The 23,671-nt window shown below is 27.8% G+C and carries 15 protein-coding genes and 3 pseudogenes; 12 read left to right on the top strand and 6 right to left on the bottom strand.

Going from position 1 to position 23,671, the window contains the following annotated elements:
* The first annotated feature begins 19 nt into the window (after positions 1-19).
* From IGS63_RS03295 to IGS63_RS03245, 8 genes and pseudogenes are all read left to right on the top strand, one after another.
* On the top strand, positions 20-1,039 hold the full coding sequence (locus tag IGS63_RS03295) for a mannose-1-phosphate guanylyltransferase (protein WP_232521289.1): 1,020 nt from the start codon (positions 20-22) through the stop codon (positions 1,037-1,039).
* A 213-nt stretch (positions 1,040-1,252) separates the two neighbouring features.
* Positions 1,253-5,017 carry a beta-alanine-activating enzyme beta-propeller domain-containing protein gene (locus IGS63_RS11680; protein ID WP_198423076.1) on the top strand — a complete coding sequence of 1,255 codons (3,765 nt, stop codon included), beginning with the start codon at positions 1,253-1,255 and terminating at the stop codon, positions 5,015-5,017.
* A 238-nt stretch (positions 5,018-5,255) separates the two neighbouring features.
* Positions 5,256-5,495, top strand: coding sequence for a hypothetical protein (locus IGS63_RS03275; protein WP_190615596.1), 240 nt, complete (start codon positions 5,256-5,258; stop codon positions 5,493-5,495).
* A pseudogene (locus tag IGS63_RS11725) lies at positions 5,444-6,150 on the top strand (IS256 family transposase); the annotation flags it as partial. The gene IGS63_RS03275 and the pseudogene IGS63_RS11725, both read left to right, overlap by 52 nt.
* A 56-nt stretch (positions 6,151-6,206) precedes the next feature.
* Positions 6,207-6,563 (top strand): annotated as a pseudogene (locus tag IGS63_RS03260) (transposase); the annotation flags it as partial.
* Positions 6,564-6,642: 79 nt separating this feature from the next.
* Entirely contained in the window at positions 6,643-7,860 is a 1,218-nt protein-coding gene (locus IGS63_RS03255; protein WP_190613348.1) for an IS256 family transposase, read from the top strand.
* Between the two features lie 245 nt (positions 7,861-8,105).
* A pseudogene (locus IGS63_RS03250) lies at positions 8,106-8,654 on the top strand (transposase); the annotation flags it as partial.
* Between the two features lie 380 nt (positions 8,655-9,034).
* Positions 9,035-10,822: an AAA family ATPase gene (locus tag IGS63_RS03245; RefSeq protein ID WP_190615593.1), complete on the top strand. Its 1,788-nt coding sequence runs from the start codon at positions 9,035-9,037 to the stop codon at positions 10,820-10,822.
* A gap of 93 nt (positions 10,823-10,915) precedes the next feature.
* On the opposite strand, the gene murJ is transcribed toward IGS63_RS03245, so the two are convergent.
* From murJ to IGS63_RS03230, 3 genes are read right to left on the bottom strand one after another with little or no spacing between them, the layout of a single operon-like run.
* Positions 10,916-12,418: a murein biosynthesis integral membrane protein MurJ gene (murJ, locus tag IGS63_RS03240; protein ID WP_190615592.1), complete on the bottom strand. Its 1,503-nt coding sequence runs from the start codon at positions 12,416-12,418 to the stop codon at positions 10,916-10,918.
* Between the two features lie 38 nt (positions 12,419-12,456).
* Entirely contained in the window at positions 12,457-13,086 is a 630-nt protein-coding gene (gene upp, locus IGS63_RS03235; protein WP_190615591.1) for a uracil phosphoribosyltransferase, read from the bottom strand.
* Entirely contained in the window at positions 13,083-14,051 is a 969-nt protein-coding gene (locus IGS63_RS03230; RefSeq protein WP_190615590.1) for a glycosyltransferase, read from the bottom strand. The genes upp and IGS63_RS03230 overlap by 4 nt, the downstream gene beginning before the upstream one ends.
* A gap of 102 nt (positions 14,052-14,153) precedes the next feature.
* On the opposite strand from IGS63_RS03230, the gene murB reads away from it, so the two are divergent.
* The 4 genes from murB (at position 14,154) to IGS63_RS03210 (ending at position 20,943) form a co-directional block, all read left to right on the top strand.
* Positions 14,154-15,035: a UDP-N-acetylmuramate dehydrogenase gene (gene murB, locus IGS63_RS03225; RefSeq protein WP_232521287.1), complete on the top strand. Its 882-nt coding sequence runs from the start codon at positions 14,154-14,156 to the stop codon at positions 15,033-15,035.
* A 221-nt stretch (positions 15,036-15,256) separates the two neighbouring features.
* Positions 15,257-16,459: a maltose/maltodextrin ABC transporter substrate-binding protein MalE gene (gene malE, locus IGS63_RS03220; RefSeq protein ID WP_190615588.1), complete on the top strand. Its 1,203-nt coding sequence runs from the start codon at positions 15,257-15,259 to the stop codon at positions 16,457-16,459.
* A gap of 156 nt (positions 16,460-16,615) precedes the next feature.
* On the top strand, positions 16,616-18,337 hold the full coding sequence (locus IGS63_RS03215; RefSeq protein WP_190615587.1) for an ABC transporter permease subunit: 1,722 nt from the start codon (positions 16,616-16,618) through the stop codon (positions 18,335-18,337).
* Entirely contained in the window at positions 18,337-20,943 is a 2,607-nt protein-coding gene (locus IGS63_RS03210) for a sugar ABC transporter permease (protein WP_190615586.1), read from the top strand. Before IGS63_RS03215 ends, IGS63_RS03210 begins: the two co-directional genes overlap by 1 nt.
* Positions 20,944-20,984: 41 nt before the next feature.
* Here the strand turns inward: IGS63_RS03210 and IGS63_RS03205 are convergent, their stop codons facing one another.
* From IGS63_RS03205 to IGS63_RS03195, 3 genes are read right to left on the bottom strand one after another with little or no spacing between them, the layout of a single operon-like run.
* Positions 20,985-21,680 (bottom strand): LytR/AlgR family response regulator transcription factor, encoded by a 696-nt coding sequence (locus IGS63_RS03205; protein ID WP_190615585.1) that lies wholly within the window; start codon positions 21,678-21,680, stop codon positions 20,985-20,987.
* Positions 21,681-21,683: 3 nt separating this feature from the next.
* Positions 21,684-23,306: a LytS/YhcK type 5TM receptor domain-containing protein gene (locus tag IGS63_RS03200; RefSeq protein ID WP_190615584.1), complete on the bottom strand. Its 1,623-nt coding sequence runs from the start codon at positions 23,304-23,306 to the stop codon at positions 21,684-21,686.
* Positions 23,293-23,577: a hypothetical protein gene (locus IGS63_RS03195; protein ID WP_190615583.1), complete on the bottom strand. Its 285-nt coding sequence runs from the start codon at positions 23,575-23,577 to the stop codon at positions 23,293-23,295. Before IGS63_RS03195 ends, IGS63_RS03200 begins: the two co-directional genes overlap by 14 nt.
* Between the last annotated feature and the right edge of the window lie 94 nt (positions 23,578-23,671).

Raw genomic sequence — 23,671 nt, 5'->3', positions numbered from 1 at the left:
AAAATAAAAAATTAGGAGTGTGGTAAAAATAAAAGCAATAATTCTTGCAGGAGGATCAGGTGAAAGATTTTGGCCTCTATCTAATTCAAAAACACCAAAACAATTTTTAAAAATTTTTTCAAACAAATCATTAATTAGAGAAACATATGAAAGATTAGTATTAAAACTCGATCCAAAAGATATTTTTGTAATTACTGCTGAAAAACATTTTGATTTAACAAAAAAAGAACTACCAGAACTTCCTGAAGAAAATATAATTTTAGAACCAATTCCAAGAAATACAGCACCTGCATGTACATTAGCAACACTTGTAGCAGATAAAAATGAAGTGGTATTTATTTTACCAGCTGACCATTATATTCCAGATGTAGAAAATTTCTGGAAAACAATTTTTAAAGCAGTAAATGCAGCAAAAGAATACGATGGATTATTTACACTTGGAATAAAACCAACGAGACCAGAAACAGGATATGGATATATTGAATCAAAAAATGAAGTTGAAGAAAATATCTTTAAAGTAAAAGCCTTTAGAGAAAAACCAAACGTTGAAACTGCAATTGATTTTATAAAAAAAGGAAACTTTTATTGGAATAGTGGTATGTTCATATGGAAAAAAGATGTGTTTTTTGAAGAAATGGAAAAGTATAATTCAAACATAATAAAAAAATTAAAAGATGTAGATCCAAGAAATATTGAAAAATTGAGAAAAATAATGCCAGAAGTTGAAAAAATTTCAATAGACTATGCTCTAATGGAAAAATCAAAAAAAGTTTATACTATAAAATCAAATTTTTCATGGTCAGATGTTGGAAACTGGCTTTCAGTTCGTGAATTAAAAGGCTATTCAGATGAAAATGAAAACGTAAAAGTTGTAGAAGGAAAAAACATTTATGTTAGTTCAAAAAAGTTTGTTGGTGTAATTGGACTTTCAAATATAGTAGTCGTTGAAACAGACAATGGTATACTCGTTGCAAATGAAGAAAAGGTGCAAAAAGTTAGAGAAATTGTTTCAGAATTAAAAGAAAAAGGAAAATTTTAAATAAACTGAAAAAATATACACAAATTATATCTTCAAAGTAGGTAAAAAACACAAAACTACTTTGGAGATATTTTTTTATTTAAATAAAAAATGATATAATAAAAAGGATTTATTTATAATATATTGTTTAATATTTTAATTATGTAAAATATTAAAAAAATAAAACAAAAATTAAATAAATTTGATATATTAATTGAGAAAAAAGGAGGAAGCATGAAAAGAATGAGGAAGATAATATTAATAATGATAATAACATTAATAATATTTCAAATGAATGGCTGTTCAGCAGAAAAAGAAGAAATAAAGCAGCCAAAAAAGCCTCCTTATGTAAAAATAGAAGGAATAAAAAGTAAAGAGCAAAAGATAGATTATATTTATAATATAAAAAGATATGAAGTAACGTTTGAAGAATATGATAAATACTGTGAAGAAACAGGAGCAGAAAAACCAAAAGATGAAGGATGGGGAAGAGGGAAAAGACCAGTAATAAACGTAAGCTGGTATGATGCGATAAAGTACTGTAATTGGAAGAGTGAAAAAGAAGGGTTGCCAAAAGCATACGATGAAGAAGGAAACTTATTAGATAATTATGGAAAGGAAACAACAGACCCATTAAAAGCAAAAGGATACAGACTACCAACAGAAGCAGAATGGGAATATGCAGCGCGAGGAGGAAAGGAAAGCAAAGGATATGAATACTCAGGATCAAATGATATAGACGAAGTGGCATGGTATTGGAATAATACAAAAGAAACGCAAGAAGTAGGAACAAAAAAGCCAAATGAATTAGGAATATACGACATGAGCGGAAACGTGTGGGAATGGTGTACAGATTGGTATGAAAAAGATGAAAAAGTAATAAAAGGTGGAAGTTGGAATGATGAAAAAGAAATATTGAGTATAGATTATAAAAATGAATATGAACCAGATATAAAGAGAAGTTTTTTAGGATTTAGAGTAGTAAAAGTAAATTATTATAAACCAAAAATAGAAGAAATAGGAGACAAAGAAATAAACGAAGGAAAAAAGTTAGAATTTGAAGTAAAAGGAACAGACGAAGATGGAGATGAATTAAAATATGAAGCAAAAGGAATGCTGGAAGGAGCAAAATTTAAAGGAAATAAATTTGAATGGAGACCAACATATGAACAAAGTGGAAACTACAAAGTAATCTTTAAAGTGACAGATGGAATAACAGATGTATATAAGAAAGTAAATATAATAGTAAAAAACAAAAATAGAAAACCAAAAATAAAAGAAATAGGAGACAAAGAAATAAACGAAGGAGACAAAATAGAAATAGAAATAAAAGGAACGGACGAAGATGGAGATGAATTAAAATATGAAGCAAAAGGGATGCCGGAAGGAGCAAAATTTAAAGGAAATAAATTTGAATGGAGACCAACATATGAACAAAGTGGAAAATACGAAGTAACCTTTAAAGTGACAGATGGAGTAATAGATGTATATAAGAAAGTAAATATAATAGTAAAAAACAAAAACACAAAACCAAAAATAAAAGAAATAGGAGACAAAGAAATAAACGAAGGAGACAAAATAGAAATAGAAATAAAAGGAACGGACGAAGATGGAGATGAATTAAAATATGAAGCAAAAGGGATGCCAGAAGGAGCAAAATTTAAAGGAAATAAATTTGAATGGAAACCAACATATGAACAAAGTGGAAAATACGAAGTAACCTTTAAAGTGACAGATGGAGTAACAGATGTATATAAGAAAGTAAATATAATGGTAAAAGATAAAATGACATACATAAAAAAAGGAACTTTTAAAATGGGAAGTAATAATGGATATAGTGATGAAAAACCATCACACAAAGTAGAATTGACGTATAAATTTTTAATTGGAAACTACGAAGTGACGTTTGAAGAATATGATAAATACTGTGAAGAAACTGGAGTAAAAAAACCAAATGATGAAGGATGGGGAAGAGGAAAAAGACCTGTAATAAATGTAATTTGGTATGATGCAATAAAGTACTGTAATTGGAAGAGTAAAAAAGAAGGATTACCAGTAGCATATGACAGTAATGGAAATTTATTGGATGAAAATGGAAACAAAACAACAGACTTATCAAAAGTAGCAGGATATAGACTACCAACAGAAGCAGAATGGGAGTATGCAGCACGAGGAGGAATGCAAAGCAAAGGAAATAAATATGCAGGAAGTAATACAGTAGGAGATGTAGCATGGCATTCAAATAATTCATTGGGTAAAACACATGAAGCAGGAACAAAAAAATCAAATGAATTAGGAATATACGACATGAGTGGGAATGTATGGGAATGGTGTAATGATTGGTATGATGAAAATTATTATACAAACTCACCACAAACAAACCCATACAACAGTGTAGAAAGTGGATATAAAGTAATAAGAGGAGGAAGTTGGCATACAAAATCAAAAGATACAAAAGTTTCAAGTAGAAATAAAATCATAAAAAATTATAAGTATAATGATGTAGGATTTAGAATAGTAAAAACAGGAATAGTAATTTCTTTAATAAGTCCAAGGAATTATGAGATAGTAAATGAAGATAAAATAAAACTAAAATGGAATGTAGTAAATGACGATAGAAGAAAATTCATGTATGATGTATACTTTGGAACAGAAAAAGAAAACTTATTAAAAGTATCAGAAGATCAAAAAGAAAACAGCTATAATTTAGGAGAACGGAAAGAAAAAGGGATATATTATTGGAAAGTAAAGATAAAATCAAATAAAGGTGAAACATTTGAAACGCAAATATACCATTTTTATGTAGGTGGAGGAATACTCAAGTGGAAGTATGAAACAGGGAATAATGTATATTCCAGTCCAACAATAGGGAGAGATGGAACGATATACGTAGGGAGTGAAGATGGAAACGTATATGCAATAAAACAAAATGGAACATTAAAATGGAAGTATGAAATAAAAGGCTGGTTTTCATTTAAAAAAGGCGTAAACTCCAGTCCAGCAATAGGAGCGGACGGAACGGTATACGTAGGAAGTGAAGATGGAAACGTATATGCAATAAAACAAGATGGAATATTAAAATGGAAGTATAAAACTGGAGGTAGAGTAAACTCCAGTCCAGCAATAGGGAGAGATGGAACGATATACGTAGGGAGTGAAGATGGAAACGTATATGCGATAAAACAAGATGGAACATTAAAATGGAAGTATGAAATAAAAGGCTGGTTTTCATTTAAAAAAGGCGTAAACTCCAGTCCAGCAATAGGAGCGGACGGAACGGTATACGTAGGAAGTGAAGATGGAAACGTATATGCAATAAAACAAGATGGAACATTGAAGTGGTCATATGAAACAAAAGGTAGAGTAAACTCCAGTCCAGCAATAGGGAGAGATAGAACGATATACGTAGGAAGTGAAGATGGAAACGTATATGCAATAAAACAAGATGGAACATTGAAGTGGTCATATGAAACAAAAGGTAGAGTAAACTCCAGTCCAGCAATAGGGAGAGATAGAACGATATACGTAGGAAGTGAAGATGGAAACGTATATGCAATAAAACAAGATGGAACATTGAAGTGGTCATATGAAACAAAAGGTAGAGTAAACTCCAGTCCAGCAATAGGGAGAGATAGAACGATATACGTAGGAAGTGAAGATGGAAACGTATATGCAATAAAACAAGATGGAACATTGAAGTGGTCATATGAAACAAAAGGTAGAGTAAACTCCAGTTCGGCAATAGGGAGAGATGGAACGATATACGTAGGAAGTGAAGATGGAAACGTATATGCAATAAAACAAGATGGAACATTAAAGTGGTTATATGAAACAAAAGGTAGTATAAACTCCAGTCTAACAATAGGAGAGGACGGAATGATATATGTGGGGAGTGCCGATAACAAAGTATACGCGATAACCTCAGAGAGTAAAGGAGTTGCAGAATCTGCATGGCCAATTTTTAGACAAAACCTAAAACACACAGGAAGAAAAAAATGAGGTTTATAAATAAAAGAAATTGCTGAAAACACGAAAAGAAAGGGATTATACGTATTATTAACCATATGGATTAAAGCAAATAAATGAAAAAAATGGGAGTGTAAAATAAAGTGTGTAAGTATAAAAACTTATGCACTTTATTTTTAGTGAACCCAACATGAAGGAAAATAAAATAAAATAAAATAATTATTATTCTCCTACACAATTATGATAAAATAGAAAAAAAGGAAGTGAAAAAATGAGAAGAAAAAGAAATCTAAAAAGAGAAAAAATAGTAAGAGATTTTATAAAAGAATTTAAGATAGAAACAGCAGAAGAAGCACAAGAACAGGTATCAAAAAGAGACCATAAAAAAATTTGTGTAAATAAAAAAATAAAACCTTCTTCTTGGGATGGTAAAATAAAACCAGGAAGGAGGTTTTTAAAATGGAAAGAAGGAAAAAAGAAGAAAAAGAAGAAAGCAACATTGAAAAATTAGCAAGATTAATAGCAAGGGATCCAGAGGTAAACACAATAAAAGATGTATATGAAAAGATAAAAGAATTAGTGGGACCGTTAATACAAGGGATGTTAGAAGCAGAATTAGAAGATGAATTAGGTTATGGGAAATACGATAAAGAAAACAAGAAAACAGATAATTCTAGAAATGGGTACAGTTCAAAAAGAGTAAGAACAAGTGTTGGAGAAATGGAATTAAAAATACCTAGAGATAGAAAAGGTGAATATGAGCCATAGTACCAAAGTATAAAAAAGATATCTCAGATATTGAAGGTAGAATAATAGGTATGTACGGTTTAGGATTAAGCACAAAAGATATAGTAAAGAACGTAGAGGACATATATGGTGTAGAATTATCAGCGGAAATGATAAGTAAAATAACTAATAAAATATTACCTGAAATCAGAGAATGGCAAAGCAGACCTTTAGAAGAAATATATACTTTTATGTTTATGGATGGAATAGTGTTTAAAGTAAAAGATGATGGTGAAATAATAAAAAAGACTGCATATGTTGTACTTGGTGTAAATATAGATGGATTTAAAGAAGTACTTGGTATATATATAGGTGAAATAGAATCATCAAAATTTTGGTTAAGAGTATTAAATGATTTAAAAAATAGAGGAATAAAAGAGGGAGTGTAAAATAAAGTGTGTAAGTATAAAAACTTATGCACTTTATTTTACACTCCCTATCAATGTACGCAAAAGGTATGAGTCAAAGAGATATTTCTTCTACTATTAAAGATATTTATGGATTTGAAATCTCTCATGAAACTGTAAGTAAAATAACTGATAATATTTTACCAAAATTACAAGAGTGGCAAAATAGACCTTTAAAAAAACTTTATACTTTTGTTTTTGTTGATTGTATGTATGTTACTATTAGAAAAGATTATGAAGTTAAAAATTATGCTTTATATACTGCTTTAGCTTATGATGCTAATGGCGTTAAAGATATTTTAGGTATTTGGCTTAATGAATCTGAAAGTAAACACAAATGGATGCAAATTTTTGATGAATTAAAAGCTAGAGGTGTTGAAGATATTGAGAGTGTAAAATATTAAGTGTATAAGGAAAAAAAGATACAGATCTGGTGGTAAAATAAAACCAGAGGAGGTACGAAAAATGGGAAATGTACTACAGGAAATAATAAAGGAAATGGTAAGAAAAGGAGAAATCCGAACAATAAAGGATATAAAGGAATTAACAAAATCACTGACAGGAAATCTGATCCAGGAAGTACTGGAAGCGGAACTCGAAGACGAGCTGGGCTATGGAAAGTATGACAGAGAAAAGAAAAATACAGAAAATTCAAGAAATGGCTACAGGAAGAAGAATTTAAAGAGTAGTAGCGGTATGATAGAATTAATGGTACCTCGAGACAGAAAGGGAGAATATGAACCCAAAATAGTTCCAAAGTATTCGAATGATATTTCAGAGATAGAGGAAAAAATAATAAGTTTGTACGCAAGAGGAATGACCACCAGGGATATATCTGATCAGATAATGGATTTGTACGGATTTGAAGTATCAGCTGAACTGGTGAGCAAAATAACAAATAAGCTTATGCCATTAATAAAAGACTGGCAAGAAAGGCCATTACACGAAATATACACCTTCGTTTTCTTGGATGCAATATACTTCAACGTTAGAGAGGACGGAAGGATAGTAAAGAAGGCTGCTTATGTAATAATAGGTGTTGACATAGATGGAATTAAAGATGTGCTCGGGATATATGTTGGTGAAGTAGAAAGTGCCAAGTTTTGGATGGGAGTACTTAACAACCTCAAAAACAGAGGAGTTAAGGACATACTTGTAGCTTCAATAGATGGTCTTTCTGGATTCGAGCAGGCTATAAATGCAACCTTCCCGCAAACTATGATACAAAGGTGCATAATCCACCAGATTAGAAACACCCTGAAATATGTTCCTCACAAGGACAGGAAAGAGTTCGCAAAGGACTTAAAGACAATCTATACAGCACTGGATGAAAAGACAGGCTATGATAATCTAACCAATGTAATAAACAAATGGGGAGACAAGTATTACGCTTCATTGAGGAGCTGGGAGAAAAATTGGCACCTATTATCCACCTTCTTTCAGTTCTCAGACGGGGTAAGGAAGATTATGTACACCACGAACATCATAGAGTCACTTAACAGGCAATTCAGGAAGGCTACCAAGACCAAATCAATATTCCCTAATGACGATGCTGTCCTTAAAAGTTTATACCTTACTACCAAAAACGTGACAAAAAAATGGACAGCACGGTTTCACAACTGGAACGCTGTTATTTCCGAACTGGCCATCCTTTTCGAGGAACGTCTTAAAGACTACCTCTGAAAGTAGCTTGTAATCCTAAAAAACTTAATATTTTACACTCTCGGGAGATGGGTTGTCGCCCTTTCAGTCATTGCAGTTTTTTACTGTAAAAGGTTGGTTTTACCAATTTTGCCTTATTTAATTCATACTATTCAGGAACATTTTTTTCATTTTCTAATAACTACATTTTTTTAAGATTTTTGTCGTTGTTTTCCAATATTTATATGCTACCAGATATATCTAATACACACTAATCTTTACAGACTCAAGATATTTTTTTTATTTCTATGGATGGTGTTTCTGGTCTTGAAGATGGCGCTAAATCTATTTTTCCTAATGTTATTGTTCAAAGATGTATTGTTCATCTTATTCGTAATTCTTTAAAGTATATTCCATCTAAATTCTATAAATCTTTTACCTCTAGTATTAAAAAATTTTATACTGCTCCTAATCTTAAAACTGCTCAATCAGAATTTGAACTTTTTAAAGTTGCTTGGTCTCAATATCCTGGAGCTGTTTCTGTTTGGAAAAGAAAATTCCATTTTGTTGAACAATTATTTTATTTTGGCAGTGCTGTTAGAAAAATCATGTATACTACTAATCCTATTGAGTCTGTTAACTCTTCTTTTAGAAAAGTTGTAAAAAAAGGTGCATTCCCTAATGAAAAGGCTCTCTTTAAATTGATTTTTTTACGTATTAATGAACTTTATTCTAAATGGAATTCTAGACCTGTTCCTAACTGGGCTCTTGTTAGAAATCAACTTGATACTGACCCCAGATTTCAGTCTCGTTTTCGTTACTTTTCTGATTTTTAATTTACTATTTACACATTTTTCTTGACATTCCCTCAATTATTCGGAAAGTGCCCTTAGAATCGGAAAGTGCCCTTAGAAGGGGCGAGTCCGGAGGACGGAGGGATGTGGTTTGTTGTTATATTATGTTAATTGGTATATAGATATTTAGAAAGCCCCACATCCCTCCGAAAAAGCCTCGTCCCCTCAAGGGGACAATTATAAACCATAGAGTAGAGAAAAAAATTAATAAAAATTATATATAACTGAATGCTTGATTTCTAAATTATAAAGGAATCAAGAATTTTAAATCTTTTCTTATTAAGAATTAATGTGTTTTTTTATATTTTAAAGTAATTTTGATATAATAGTATATAAAGAATTAGAAATGAGGAGATGATTCTATGAAACGATTGCCAATAGGAAGAAGTGACTTTAAATCATTAATAGAAGACAATATGTATTTTGTAGATAAAAGTTTGTTAATCAAAGAAGTTATTGAAAGTGGCGATGTTTTATTAATAACAAGACCAAGAAGGTTTGGGAAAACTCTTAGCCAATCCATGATGAAGTACTTTTTTGATATTACTCAAAATAATGAACACCTCTTTAAAGATTTAAAGATATATAAAGAAAAAAAGATAATAGAAAAACATTTAAATAAACATCCTGTTATATACATCACCTTTAAAGATTTAAAATCTAATAACTTAAAAAAGATGCATGCTTTATTAACAATGGAACTTTCAAGATTATATACAAAACATGAATATGTTTTAAAAGTATTAAATAAAAGAGAAAAAGCTGTATTCAATAAAATAATGGATAGAGAAGCTTTAGATGCTGATTATGAAAACTGTATAAGAAGTTTATCTGAATATATGGAAAGATACTATGGTAAAAAGGTAATAATATTAATAGATGAATACGATACTCCAATTCAACAAGCTTACTTACACGGATACTATGATGAAATAATATCTTTAATAGGTAACTTATTTGGCATGGCATTAAAAGATAACGTATATCTTGAAAAAGCAGTTCTTACTGGTATAACAAGAGTTTCTAAAGAAAGTATCTTTACTGGTGTGAATAACTTAAAGGTTTCTACTGTATTGAATGAACTATTCAATGATAAGTATGGATTAACTAAAGAAGAAGTAGAAGAAACATTGAAGTATTATGAACTTGAATATGAAGAAAGTGAAGTTATAGATTGGTACAATGGTTATAACTTTGGTGGTGTTGAAATTTACAATCCTTTTTCTATAATAAACTTAGTAGATGAAAAAAAGATAAGACCATATTGGATGAATACTAGTGGGAACTACTTAGTTAAACAATTAATAAAACAAGGAAGTGCTGAATTAAAAGATAAAATAGAAAAACTAATAAATGGTGAAGAAATTGAAAGTACAATAAATGAAACCATGGTTTATGGTGACCTAAATAATAACTTAGAAGAGTCTGTATGGACATTATTTTTGTTTAGTGGTTACTTAAAATGGACAAAAAATATAAATCATGATTATGAAAGATATACATTAAAGATACCAAATAAAGAAGTAAAAATATTTTACAATAAGACTGTAGTATCAATGCTTGAAGAAGAAAGAATAAAGTTTGATAATATGTTATTAAATCTAAAAGTAGGAAGAATAAAAACATTTACAGACCAATTTAAAGATTTAACGATGAATACATTGAGTTACTTTGACGTTAGCGGAAAGGAACCAGAAAGGTTTTATCATGGATTAATACTTGGAATGAGTGTTGGTTTGAAAGAAAAGTACATAATAAAGAGTAATAGAGAAACAGGACTTGGAAGAGCTGATGTTATATTAATACCAAAAGATAAAACAGATAAAGGAATAATTATTGAGTTTAAAAAGTACAATAGAGATGAAGATAAAAGTTTAAAAGACAGTGCACAAAATGGACTAAAACAAATAAATGAAAAGAAGTATGAAGAAGAAATAAAAAGTTATGGAATAAACGATATAATAAAAGTTTCAATAGCTTTTGACAAAAAAGAGGTTGAAATCGTTAGTAATTTGGATAAAGGTATTGAATTAACTCCAGAAGAAAAAATAGCAAAAGAACTATTAAAAAATGGAGTTGATATAGAAATTATTTCTAAAACAACAAATTTGTCTATTGAAAAAATTAAAAATATACATGGTCAATTATAATTTGTATGATTTGAATAATTAGAAAGTATGGAGTCAAATGAAAAATAAAGTATTAAGTAATAAAAACAACCACACTTCATTATGTGGTTGTTTTTATTTAGAGCTTGATATTTTTTTTAGAAAAATATTTATTACTTGATGCATGTTTTTGATTCTTAAGAGATAGGCAAATCCAAAGTATAATAGAGTACTTATGAAAATTTGTATTAATAGTAATATTTTAGAATTAAATATGGTTTGAGTCGATAGTATGAAAGCTCCCATTAAAGAGGAGGCTATTGTTATCTTTATTATTTCTAAAATTGTGTTTAATTTTATATGTTGTATAGATGGAATCATTGAAATAATCATTCCTAAAGCTCCAGAAAGAGATGTTGCAAGTGCAATTCCATAAATTCCTGTTTTTATATAAAAAATAAAGATTAAGTTCAATGAAGCATTTACTATTAGCATTATTATTGAAATTATAGTTGGTAATTTTGTGTTTAATTTTGAGTGATAGGTTCTTACAAAGATACTGTAAAGAGAGTAAAAAGGTAGTCCGATTGCGTACATTGCAAGTGTTTTTCCTGTTATGATCGTATCTGCTTGTGTAAAGTTTCCATGTTGATAAATCAATCCAATTAGTCCATTACTCAATAAAAATAATCCAACTGCAGATGGAATTGTTAAGAATGCTATTATTTCTATGCTATCTTTTAAATGTTTTGAATAAAGTATTTCATCTTTTAAATGAACTGCTTTGGATAGTTTTGGTAAAAGAGAATTAGCTACACTTACTGCAAAGATTCCTAAAGGTAATTGATACAATCTTGAAGCATATTGTATGGTAGAAACTCCACCGGTTCCAGTCCAAGTTGCTATATTTTGATCGACTAATGTATTTAATGTGGTTACTGCAACTCCAAGGAGTGCTGGCCCAAATAAGATACTTATTTCTTTTACATATTTTTTTTCAAATTCAAAGGTTATAGAGTAACCTGTTTTTTTTAATGATGGAATAACAAATAAAAATTGAAATAATCCACCAAGAGTAAATCCTATTACTGGACCAAGTATTTTTGGTAGAAATAAAAAAGAAAAAAAGATTCCCATTATAGTTGTTATATTAGTCAATGCTGGTGCAACAGCAGGTGTGAAAAACACTTTTTTAGTATTTAAAACTCCAGAAATTATTGCCCAAAGAGAAATAAAAATTATAAAGGGATAAGTTATCTTCATTAAATTTGATGAAAGATTTAAAGCATCTTTGGATAATCCAGATCCAAGTAAAAATGCTAAATCTTTTGAAAAAAACAAAACAAAGATGTATATAATAGATGTGGAAAATAGCATTAACCAAATGGTGGTACTTAAAAATTTTTGTGATTCTTTTTTTCCTTTTCTTGAAAACAAGGGTATGAATGCAGATGAAAGAGCTCCTTCTGCAAATATTCTTCTTAAAAAGAATGGAAGCATTATTGCAATGGTATAAGCATCAAAAGCTTCACTTCTACCAAAGTAATGAGCAAAGGCTGCATCTCTTACCAACCCCAATAACCTACTGATTAAAGTAGCAATTCCAAATAAAATAGAATGTGTTAAAAGTTCCGACATGATCTTCCTCCAAAATTAAAAGGTCGGAATAACCGACCTTATTTTGTTCTAAATAATCTATCTCCTGCATCTCCAAGTCCTGGAATGATATATGCTTTATCATTTAATTTTTCATCGAGTGCTGCAGTATAAATTTCTATATCTGGATATTTATCTAAGACTTCTTTTACTCCCTCAGGAGAAGAAATTAAAGACATGACGGTTATATTTTTTCCATTATTTTTTTTGACTATTTCTATTGCTGCATTCATTGAATGACCTGTTGCAAGCATAGGATCTATTATATATATGTGGTGATTTTCTGTAAATTCTGGAAACTTAGAGTAGTATTCAACAGGTTCAAGTGTTTTTGGATCTCTAAACAATCCCAAGAATCCAACACTTGCATTTGGAACTAATTCCATAATTCCATCGAGCATGCCAAGACCAGCTCTTAAAATTGGAACTATTGTTATTTTTTTATCATCAACAGCATAACCAGTTGTTTTTTGAATAGGTGTTTCAACATCGTATTCATTTAAAGGTAATTTTCTTGAAGCTTCATAGGTTAATAATAATGTTATTTCATTTAAGAGTTCTCTAAACTCCTTTGGACCTGTATCCTTATTTCTCATAATAGATAATTTATGTTTTATCAATGGATGTTCAACTACATGAAGATTTTTCATTTAGACACCTCCGACTTTATTTTAAAATTTTTTATTAAAGATATTAGTGTTCCAAATCCATATGAAATATGTAATATTGGAAAGATGATGAGTAAAAATAAATTTTTTTCTTTTAAAGAGAATAACACATCAAGTAAAATATAAAATGCCATTGGTATTAACAAAATATTTCTAATTATATTTATAGAAAACAAGGATAAAAATAATATTAAAAACAAAACAAAAAACATTGGAATAAAATGTCGAAAAGAAATACCATGAGGTGTTAATTTTAAAGTTATGAAGTTCCAGTAACCATTATCAAAGTTTTTTTTGATGAACTTTAATAATGAATTTGGAGCAAGATATTTATTTTCAATTGGGAGCATGATGATTTTTATACCGTTTTTTCTAAATCTATAATTCAATTCTATATCTTGATTTCTTAAAAGTCTTTCATCGAAGAGTCCATATTTTTCAAATAATTCTTTTCTGTATGCAGCATAAGCAACTGTATCTACTTCTTGTTCAGTATTGAATACACGGTGTTTTGCTCCAACACCAAAGATACAAGAGTAAGAATCAGCAAAGCTCTTTGCAAGTAAAGTTTCTTTTGAAGGCGTTCCTTTAGATACACCTCCAACAATTCCAATATCTTTGTGTATATCTAAGTATTCTTTTATGCTTTTTATGTAATTGTTATTGTATTTTGTATGAGCTCCTGCTATCATTATATAATCAGAAGATGAGTTTTTAATTCCCATGTTCAATCCATGTGGTGTGTACATTTGTTTATTTTGTAAAACTTTTAAATTTTTAAAGTTATTTTCTTGAGTTTTTAAGTATTCATAAGTTCCATCATTAGACATTCCATCTACAATTATTATTTCGTCTGGAACATAACTTTGTTCATAAAAGGAATCAAGAACACTTTTGATATTTTTTATTTCATTTCTACAAATCATAATAACAGAAAGACTGCTCATCACTTCACCTCGAAAAAATCTTTATTTTATTATACCATAATTTGTTAAATACATGAATAAGATGATGTATAATATAAAAAAACAATAAAAAAGGAGATGAATATGAATTTAATAAAAGATCTTTATTTAAATGGATGCGATGTAAAAAAAAATGAGCCATTAAAAAATCATACTAACTTTAGAGTTGGTGGAAAAGTTTCATATTTTATAGAACCAAGAACTAAAGAAAGTTTTATTTACGCATTAAAAAAATTAAAAAATGAAGAATATAAAATAATTGGTGGTGGTGCAAATATAATTGCAAAGGATGAATTTCATGATTTTTTTGTTTTATCCACAAAAAATCTAAGTAATTATAAATTAAAAGGTGAAAAAATAATTGCAGAGTGTGGTGTATCTATTACTAGATTATCAAAGATTTCATGTGAAAATAATTTATCTGGATTAGAATTTGCAAGCGGTATACCTGGTAGTTTGGGTGGAGCTATTTTTATGAATGCTGGTGCATATGGTGGAGAGTTTAAAGATGTTGTTGAAAGTGTAGAAATTTTTGATGTGAATGAAGAAAAAATAAAAACTTTTTCTAGAGAAGATATGAAGTTTGATTATAGAAGTTCTATTGTAAAAAATCTTAAAATAATAGTTCTTTCAGCTGTTTTAAAGTTAAATATAGGAAATAATGTAGAAGAAAAAACAAAAGAATTATTAGAAAAAAGATGGGAACGTCAACCTCTTGATATGCCATCAGCAGGAAGTATATTTAAAAGACCTAAACCAGATTTTTATGTTGGAACAACAATAGAAAAATTGGGGTTAAAAGGTTTTTCAATAGGTGATGCACAAATTTCAGAAAAACATGCAGGATTTATTGTAAATAAAGGTAATGCTACCTTTGAAGATATTTTAAACTTAATAAAATTAGTAAAAAATAAGGTAAAAATACTTTATAATATGAATTTAGAAGTTGAACCAGAAATATGGTAATTGAGAGTTTTAAGCTCTCAATTTTTTTATATAAAAATAATGCTAAAAAAAGCTAAAAATAAAGAATTATCAAGATTTTTATTTATATTTAAAATTAAATATAAATATTTAGTCTTTATTAGGTTTCATAATTGAAAAAATAAGAAATTTTTATGTTATAATTTCTATATACAAAACGTTTTCATCGTAATCAAATTATTAATAAGGGGGTAAGAAAAAAGATGAAAAAAACATTATTATTGGCACTCGTAGTAATTTTTTCAGTTCTTTCAGTTTTTTCAGAATCAATTGTTATATGGGCATCTGAAAAACAAGTTGATTTTATGAAAAAGATAGGAGCACAGTTTACAAAGGATACAGGTATAAATGTTGATGTTCAATTCGTTAACTTTGGAGATATAAAATCAAAATTTTTAACTGCTTCACAAGCAGGAGAAGGACCAGATATTATTGTTGGTGCACACGATTGGGTTGGAGAATTAGTAAAAAATGGACTTTTAGATCCACTTCCAACATCTGCAATAGAAATGGATAAGTATGCTCAATCAGGAATAAATGCTTTTACTGTAAATGGAAAATTATATGGTCTTCCATATGCAATAGAAGCAGTAGCATTAATATATAATAAAGACTATGTTGAAACAGCACCAAAAACTATTGATGATTTATTAAAAACAGCAAAAGAATATACAACAGATGAAACATTAGGTTTTGTATATGATGTTAACAACTTTTATTTTACATATGGTTTCTTAAAAGGTTTTGGCGGATACGTATTTAATTGGTCAAAAGAAAATGGATATGATGTTCATGATATAGGTTTAAACAATGAAGGCGCAATAAAAGGTGGAAACTTAATAAAAAAATTCATGGATGATGGAATAATACCAGCTGGAGCAAATTATAATACTATGGATTCTATGTTTAAAGATGGACTTGCAGCAATGATAATTAATGGTCCTTGGTCATTAAAAGGCTATATTGATGCAGGTATTGATTTTGGTGTATTGCCTTTAACAGAATTAGAACTTGAACCAGGTAAAACAGCAAAACCATTTGTTGGAGTACAAGGTTTAATGGTAAATGCAAAATCAAAGAATAAAGCACTTGCTAAAGAATTTGTTATAAATTATTTGGCTACAAAAGAAGGTATTTACAACTTCTATGTTGCAGATCCAAGACTTCCTGCAAGAAATGACGTACTTGATATAATTAAAGAAAAAGGTGGTCCTATTCCAGAAAATATAGTTGAAGAATTCATTAAAAGTGCTGCAGGTGGAGAACCAATGCCTAATGTTCCTGAAATGGGTATGGTATGGTCACCAATGGCAGATGCTTTAAATAATATAACCTCTGGTAATCAATCTCCAGAACAAGCTTTAAATGATGCAGTTTCTAAAATTAAGTCATCTATGTCTAAGTAAGAGGCTGAGTAAGAATAAAAATCATTTAAATAATTTTGAAAAAATATGGGAAGGGAGAAATCTCTTCCCTTTTCAAAATAATATTTTTATTAGTGATTTTTATAATAAAAATTATTAATAAAAGTATAATTAAAAATTTTTTAGGGAGGGTATTTTATGAAAAAATTTTTAAAGTTTCTTATGTGGGGCGGAGTGGCAATATTGAACGCTATACTCGTTTGGTTTACCTTCATGCTCTTTGCATTGGGAAATTATTCTCTTGCAGTTACATTGGGAGTATTTGTTGCGATAGCTGATTGGGCTATTTTTTCAAAAAAAGGATATCCATATAGATATACAATTGCTGCATTATTTTTCTTATTTGTGTTAACTATATATCCTATGTATTACACAATTCAAATTGCTTTTACTAATTATGGAACTGGTCATTTGTTTAGTAGAGATCAAGCAATTGAAACTTTATTGACAGATACAAGATTCTTGTATTCGCCAAATAATGCTGAAATTTATGATTTTAAAATTTTTGTTAAGTACGATGAACAGTATAAACCTACAGAAGATTTTTTAGTTTTATTGTATAATAAAGAAAAGAGTTTTCTTGCTAAAAAACCACAAAATATTCAATATGATGCTAAAGGAAATGTTAAGTATGCTGAATCAGAGCTTATGCCTTTAAAAAATGATGTTTTTGATGAAACATATAAAATAATAAAAAATAAAGAAGGAAAAATAATAGCTATTGATAATGGAAAAATAAAGTATACGTATTTTTATGGATTTGATGATCCAAGTGTTTCTTCAAATTCTGCCTATTATAATTCGGTTATAAGACAAAAATATTTAAAAGTTATTAATTTAAAAAATGGTAAAAAGAGTTTTAGATTATCGAGTGATTATGTTTATAGAAAATTTTCAGAATCATATCGTGTTTATGAAGCAATTTCAAAAACAAATATAATTGAAGGAAGAAAGGTTACTAAGACACAAATATTAAATACATTAACAAATACAATATTAGAAGATAAAGATGGAGCTTTTTGGGATTATGATAAAAATGGAGTTTCAACGAGATTAATTGGTTATGTTGAAGGTGTTGGTGCATATAACTTTAAAAAGATATTGACAGATCCTAAAATTGCAGGACCATTTTTCAAAATTTTTGTTTGGACTTTCACATATGCAATATTGAGTGTTATCTTTAGCTTTATAATTGGATTGGCACTAGCACTTGCATTAAATGATAAAAATATGAAAGGAAGAATGATTTATAGAACTTTATTAATAATTCCATGGGCAATTCCAGTTTTTATCTCTGTTTTGGTTTGGAGAAACGGCTTTTTTAATGAAACTTATGGAATAATAAATAAAATATTTCTTGCAAAACTTGGGTTAGAACCAATAAAGTGGTTAAATGATCCATTTTGGGCAAAAATATCTATATTAATAGTAAATACATGGCTTGGATTTCCATACATGATGACGGTAACTCTTGGAGCTCTTCAAAGTATTCCTGGAGAACTTTATGAAGCTTCATCAATAGATGGAGCAACTAAGTGGAAGCAATTTTCAAAGATAACTATGCCACTTTTAATGGTTTCTGTAGCTCCACTCTTAGTTATGTCATTTGCATTTAATTTTAATAATTTTGTTGGTATTTACTTATTAACAGGAGGAGGACCAGCTTTACCAAATTCAAATACATCAGCAGGTGCTACTGATATCCTCATTTCATTTACATACAAATTAGCTTTTGAAGGAAGAAAAGGTCAAGACTTTGGTTTTGCGAGTGCAATAGCAATAATTATCTTTGGTATTGTATCTATAATAAGTTATTTTAATTTTAAATTTTCAAAGGCTTTTGAAGAGGTGAGTAGATAATGGCTATGATACAAAAAAAGAATTATTTTTTAAGGCATATAATAATGATTATAGTAGTTTTAATTATATTGTTTCCTATAATTTGGGTTGTTTCAACATCTGTTAGAAGAGACAATGCAGCTTTTAGTTCTAAATTATTTTCAAACAGATTAACAATGAGAAATTATACTGAATTACTTTTCCCAAAACCTACGGTTCCAGAATTAATAAAAGATTTAAATGATGTTACTGCGTATATAGATGAATATAACTCTTATACCACAGAACAAGCAATAAAAAGATCAAATGAAGATATAAATAAGTTATTTAATTATTTGGATATGTCAAAAGAAAATTTAAATAATGTTGAAAAAAACTATGAAAGTGTTCTTTCAACCTTTATTGAAGAAAAAGAAAGTATTTTGAAAGATTTAAATGAAATTAGAGAAACTGATTTTGCTTACTTTAATAAAAAACTTTCTGATTTGAATAAAAAATTGAATGAATATGGATATAATTTAGAAACATCAAAATTAGATACTTTAATAAAAAATTATTTGAGTCAAAGAAAAAAAACTTATGAATTTTTAATACAATATAAAGGAAACAATGATAAGTATTATTCTGAAACAGAAAGTTTATTGTTTAAAGTTCCATTAAAAACAACTTTATGGAAGATAAAAACTTATAGAAAATGGAAAAGAGAAGAAAATACTGATTTTATTAATAATATTGGAACAGAAGTATCTAATTTAGAAAGTTCATGGAAAAAAGTTGATTCTGAAATAAAAATATTAAGTAATAAAATAAATACTTTTGTTCAAGAAAAATTTGGAATTACACTAAAAACTATTTCAGATAATGAAGAAAAAATTAAAAATTATGAAACTATACAATCTAAATTAAAGAATGAATTAAACAATACAGAAGTTTCTTTGAATAAAATAAAAGTAAAAGTAAAAGCTATAACAGATGTTTATTTCTTAAATAAATCAAAAATAAAAGCAGCATATGATGTAATTAAGAGTACAGAATTTAAAGGTGGAGAACTTCCTAAAACAGGATCAGATGGCAATTTTTATTTACTTGTTCAAAAATATAAAGATATACTTCCAGATATTTATTCAAGTGCAAAAAATATTGATTCTTTAAATAAAAATGGATTTGTTGAAACAGTAAAATTGTATGATGAGATATTTAATTTTTTATATAGCAATTTTTCAGGAATATATAGTTTAAGAAATAATGAAACAGTTATGCCAGCTTATGAAACATTAAAATCATCTGCAGAAAAAATGGCTATTTCTTTATCAGAAATAAAGATGATAATAAATCAATATAAAGATAATTATGAAAATAAACTAGAACTTATTTCTATGGATAATAAGTTAACAAATGAAATAAATAAAGCATCTAATGAAAATGAAGTGTTAAAAGAAAATGAAAAAGATAAATTAGATTTTGTTAATGAAATACAAGAACTACCAAATTTGATTTTTGTAAAAGATTTTACAAATGAAAATATAAAAACATTGAATGAAGCATATTATTATTCAATATTTTTAAAATCAAAATTTTATTCAAAGTATATTCCAGAAAGAAATAAGTACTTTTTATTTTCTGCTTATAATAATTTAAAAGAATCAAAAAATAGATTTTTATCAGGAAAAGAAAAAATGGAAACTTTAATATCAAAAATGAGTGTTCAATTAACTTTTTTAAAGAATAATATAAAAAATATAGTGAAGCTTAATTATGGTGGAAATGTTACAAATATAAAATCTATTGAAATTATGACAGATTTATACAATACTAAGTATGGGAATGCAAATGCTGATTTATCAAGAGCTTCAAGAATAGTAAGTGATTTTTCTGAAAAATTAAAATATGGAAATTTAAAGTCAATATTGAAAAAAATAGATAAGTATTTGTATAATTTTTCAATGGATTGGAAGAAATGGTTAAGAAAACCATTTGTAAGATGGATGTTAAACTCAATAATAGTTGCAGGATTAACAGCATTTTTAACAGTTTTAATGACTTCAATGGCAGCATATCCATTTTCAAGAATGCGTTTTGTAGGAAGAAAACAAGGATTATTATTTTTAATGATAATACAAATGTTTCCGGCAATAATGTCAATGGTAGCGTTGTATAAAACATTAAAGTTTATAGGAGATTATAATCCATTTATTGGATTGGATACGATTGGCGGATTGATTTTTGTTTATCTTGGTGGAATAGCATACAATATGTGGCTTTTTAAAGGGTATTATGATACAATTCCTGATTCTTTAGAAGAATCAGCGATGATAGATGGAGCAACAAGATTGCAAACATTTTGGAAAATAGTTTTTCCATTATCACTACCAATAATATCCGTAGTAACAATATTGGCGTTTATGGGTATATTTAATGAATTTTTACTTGCTAATATAATATTACAAAGAGAAGAAATTTATACATATGCACTTGGTTTAAGATCATTTACAACAGGACCATTTGAAACGGAATGGGGAATGTTTACAGCAGCGTCTATGATAGGGATGCTTCCAATGGTAACATTATTCCTTGTTATGCAAAAGTGGATAGTTGGAGGATTAACTCAAGGTTCAGTAAAAGGATAATAAAAATGGTTTAGCAAATGCTAAACCATTTTTATTATATATCAAAGATTTAACCTTTTTTTTAAATTTTCGACGTATGTTTTTGAAACATGAACTTTTTCTCCAGTATTAAGAGTAACAAACCATGATTTTCCAATTAAATGCCCAAATTTAATAATTTTCTCAATATTTACTGCATATGATTTGTGAACTCGTAAAATTTTATTTTTTGTTATACTTTCAATTTCCGAAATTTTATATTTATATACTTCTGATTTTCCTTTATTATGATAAACTATTAAAGTTTTATCAAAGGATTCAAAGTATTTTATATCATTTAAATCAATAAATTCAATTCCTTCATCATTTTTTACTGGTAATTTTTCTATTGACTTAAATTTTAATTCTTTTTGTAATTTTTCAACAGTTTTTGAAAAACGTTCAATAGAAACTGGTTTTAAAAGATAATCAAAGATATTTAATTCAAAAGCTTTTATAGAATATTCTGTATAAGCACTTATTATTATAATTTTTGTATCAAAATTTTTAATAATATCTGCAAATTCAGTACCTTTTAAACCAGGCATTTCAATATCTGTAAATATTATGTCTGGTTGTATTTTATACAATTCTTTTAGAGCTTGAGTAGCACTTTGAAATTCTTTTACAACCTCAAATAAATCAAAGTTTAATAATAAATCTTTTAAAGCTTCTCTTGCATATTTTTCATCATCAATTATTATAGTTTTTAATTTCATAATTTATCCCCCAACATCAATAGTTACAACCATTCCAGAAAAAAGAAAAGAACTTGTATTTATCTTTACTTTATTATGATAAATATTTTCATACCTTTTTCTTATTGATTTTATTCCAAATCCCTCTTTATTAGAATTACTTCCTTTACCATTATCTTTTATTATTATTTTAAATCCATTACTTTTTTGAGTTATAGTAATACTTATTTTTAATTTTTTGTCAGGAATCATACCATGTTTTAAAGAATTTTCAACTAAAGGTTGAAGAGTAAAAGCTGGTAATTGCATGGAATCTTCTGCGTTTATTTTAAAGTCAAATTCAATCATGTCTTCATATCTAACCCTCATTATATCAATGTAATTATCTAAAATATTTAATTCTTTTTTAAGGTCTATAAGAGGTTTTTCAATATCTACATTGTTTCTTAAAAAGTTACCCAAAGAATAACATAATTCCTTTACTTTTAAAGGTTCTTTATCGGATAGATAACTTATTGTATTTAAAACATTGAATATCATATGAGGATTTGTTTTCATTAATAAGTCTCTATATCGCATTTCTTCCATTTCAGAACGTATATTATTTGCTCTATGGATTTTTAATTGTAAAGATATAAAATCACCTATTAACTTGGCAACGGTTATTTGAGAATCACTAATAAAATTACTTTTATTTTTAATAAATTCTAATAAAATATTTTCATCTTTTAATGGTATAAAAATACCAGAGAAAAATTTCAAATTATTAGAATTAATTTTTTCTTGTTTTCCATTTTTTAAATAATGTATCTTTTGTTTTTTTAATATAGTTTTTTCAAACTCCGAGATTTTAATATTTCTTTTTATTTCTCCATAAGAACTTATTACTTTATTATCTTTTATGATGAAAAAATCAGTAAACATTGTGTTTTTAATGGTTTCTTTTGAAAAAGATTGTAAAAATTCTTCTTTCATTCCATTTATTAAAAAAGTAGATTTTTCAAAAATCTTAAAAATAGAAATAACTGCTTTACTTTGAAGAAGTTCATTTTCCTTTAAGAGTGAATAATAAATGGAAGAAAGCAAAAAAACTCCAAGTGAATTGCTTAAAACCATTGGAGGCATAAACTTTGTTGAAATTTCAAAAGCCAATTCTTTTGGAGAAACAATTAAATAAACTAAAAAAAGATGATAAATTTCTGCAGTTGCTGTGAAAAAAATAGAAGAGATGGGGTTAAAAATTTCCTCCCCAAATTTTTCGGAATAAATACCTGCTATTATACCTATTGAAATAGTAGCAAGAGAACATGGTACATTTGTTATACCACCCATAAAAAATCTGTGAGTTCCACTAATTAAGCCTGCAATTAATCCACCAGGTATTCCAGCAATAAATCCAGCAAAAATAACTCCCATATCTCTATAATTAGTTATGGCAGTTTTATAAGAAATTCCAAGCAATGTTCCAACTATACCTATTAATCCACCAGAAATTCCTATGAAAATATTAATTTTTAATTTTTTCTCATGATCTTTTATAAATAATTTTTTTGTATAAGGTAATCTTAAAACAATATAAATAAGTAAGACAATAAGACCAGTTCTTTCAAGCATTTTCAGGATAAATGATTCATTAACAAGGATCAAACATCATCGCCCTTTCGCCAAATTCATTTAAATCACTTAAAAAAGAATTATTTAAAGACTTAAAGTATTCTTTTGCAGATTTGGATGGTTTTTTAACTATTTTAACTTCTATATAATCATTTTCTTTTAACATTTCAGCGGCTTTTTTGACTGGTTCTCTTCCAATAAAAAGGACAACTTTTTTAGCAAACCCTTTTTTAAAATGTTCTGAAATACTTCTTATATCAACAACACCAACATAATCACCATAAAAAACAGCACAGTTATACATATCTCACCTCCCTTTACATTATATCATTAAAAGTAAAAAAATTTTTTACTAATAAAAATTAATATAGTATGTTATAATTGTAATATGTAAAACG

Origin of the sequence: Tepiditoga spiralis, from assembly GCF_014701195.1 — a bacterium.
GTDB lineage: Bacteria > Thermotogota > Thermotogae > Petrotogales > Petrotogaceae > Tepiditoga > Tepiditoga spiralis.
The sequence above is the reverse complement of the archived record's forward strand: the minus strand, read 5'-3'. Positions and strand labels throughout refer to the sequence as shown.

Coding starts and splice junctions, on each gene's coding strand:
- IGS63_RS11680 (WP_198423076.1), top strand. CDS start 1,253: ATGAAAAGAATGAGGAAGATAATATTAATAATGATAATAACATTAATA.
- IGS63_RS03275 (WP_190615596.1), top strand. CDS start 5,256: ATGAGAAGAAAAAGAAATCTAAAAAGAGAAAAAATAGTAAGAGATTTT.
- IGS63_RS03255 (WP_190613348.1), top strand. CDS start 6,643: ATGGGAAATGTACTACAGGAAATAATAAAGGAAATGGTAAGAAAAGGA.
- IGS63_RS03245 (WP_190615593.1), top strand. CDS start 9,035: ATGAAACGATTGCCAATAGGAAGAAGTGACTTTAAATCATTAATAGAA.
- murJ (WP_190615592.1), bottom strand. CDS start 12,418: ATGTCGGAACTTTTAACACATTCTATTTTATTTGGAATTGCTACTTTA.
- upp (WP_190615591.1), bottom strand. CDS start 13,086: ATGAAAAATCTTCATGTAGTTGAACATCCATTGATAAAACATAAATTA.
- IGS63_RS03230 (WP_190615590.1), bottom strand. CDS start 14,051: ATGAGCAGTCTTTCTGTTATTATGATTTGTAGAAATGAAATAAAAAAT.
- murB (WP_232521287.1), top strand. CDS start 14,154: ATGAATTTAATAAAAGATCTTTATTTAAATGGATGCGATGTAAAAAAA.
- malE (WP_190615588.1), top strand. CDS start 15,257: ATGAAAAAAACATTATTATTGGCACTCGTAGTAATTTTTTCAGTTCTT.
- IGS63_RS03215 (WP_190615587.1), top strand. CDS start 16,616: ATGAAAAAATTTTTAAAGTTTCTTATGTGGGGCGGAGTGGCAATATTG.
- IGS63_RS03210 (WP_190615586.1), top strand. CDS start 18,337: ATGGCTATGATACAAAAAAAGAATTATTTTTTAAGGCATATAATAATG.
- IGS63_RS03205 (WP_190615585.1), bottom strand. CDS start 21,680: ATGAAATTAAAAACTATAATAATTGATGATGAAAAATATGCAAGAGAA.
- IGS63_RS03195 (WP_190615583.1), bottom strand. CDS start 23,577: ATGTATAACTGTGCTGTTTTTTATGGTGATTATGTTGGTGTTGTTGAT.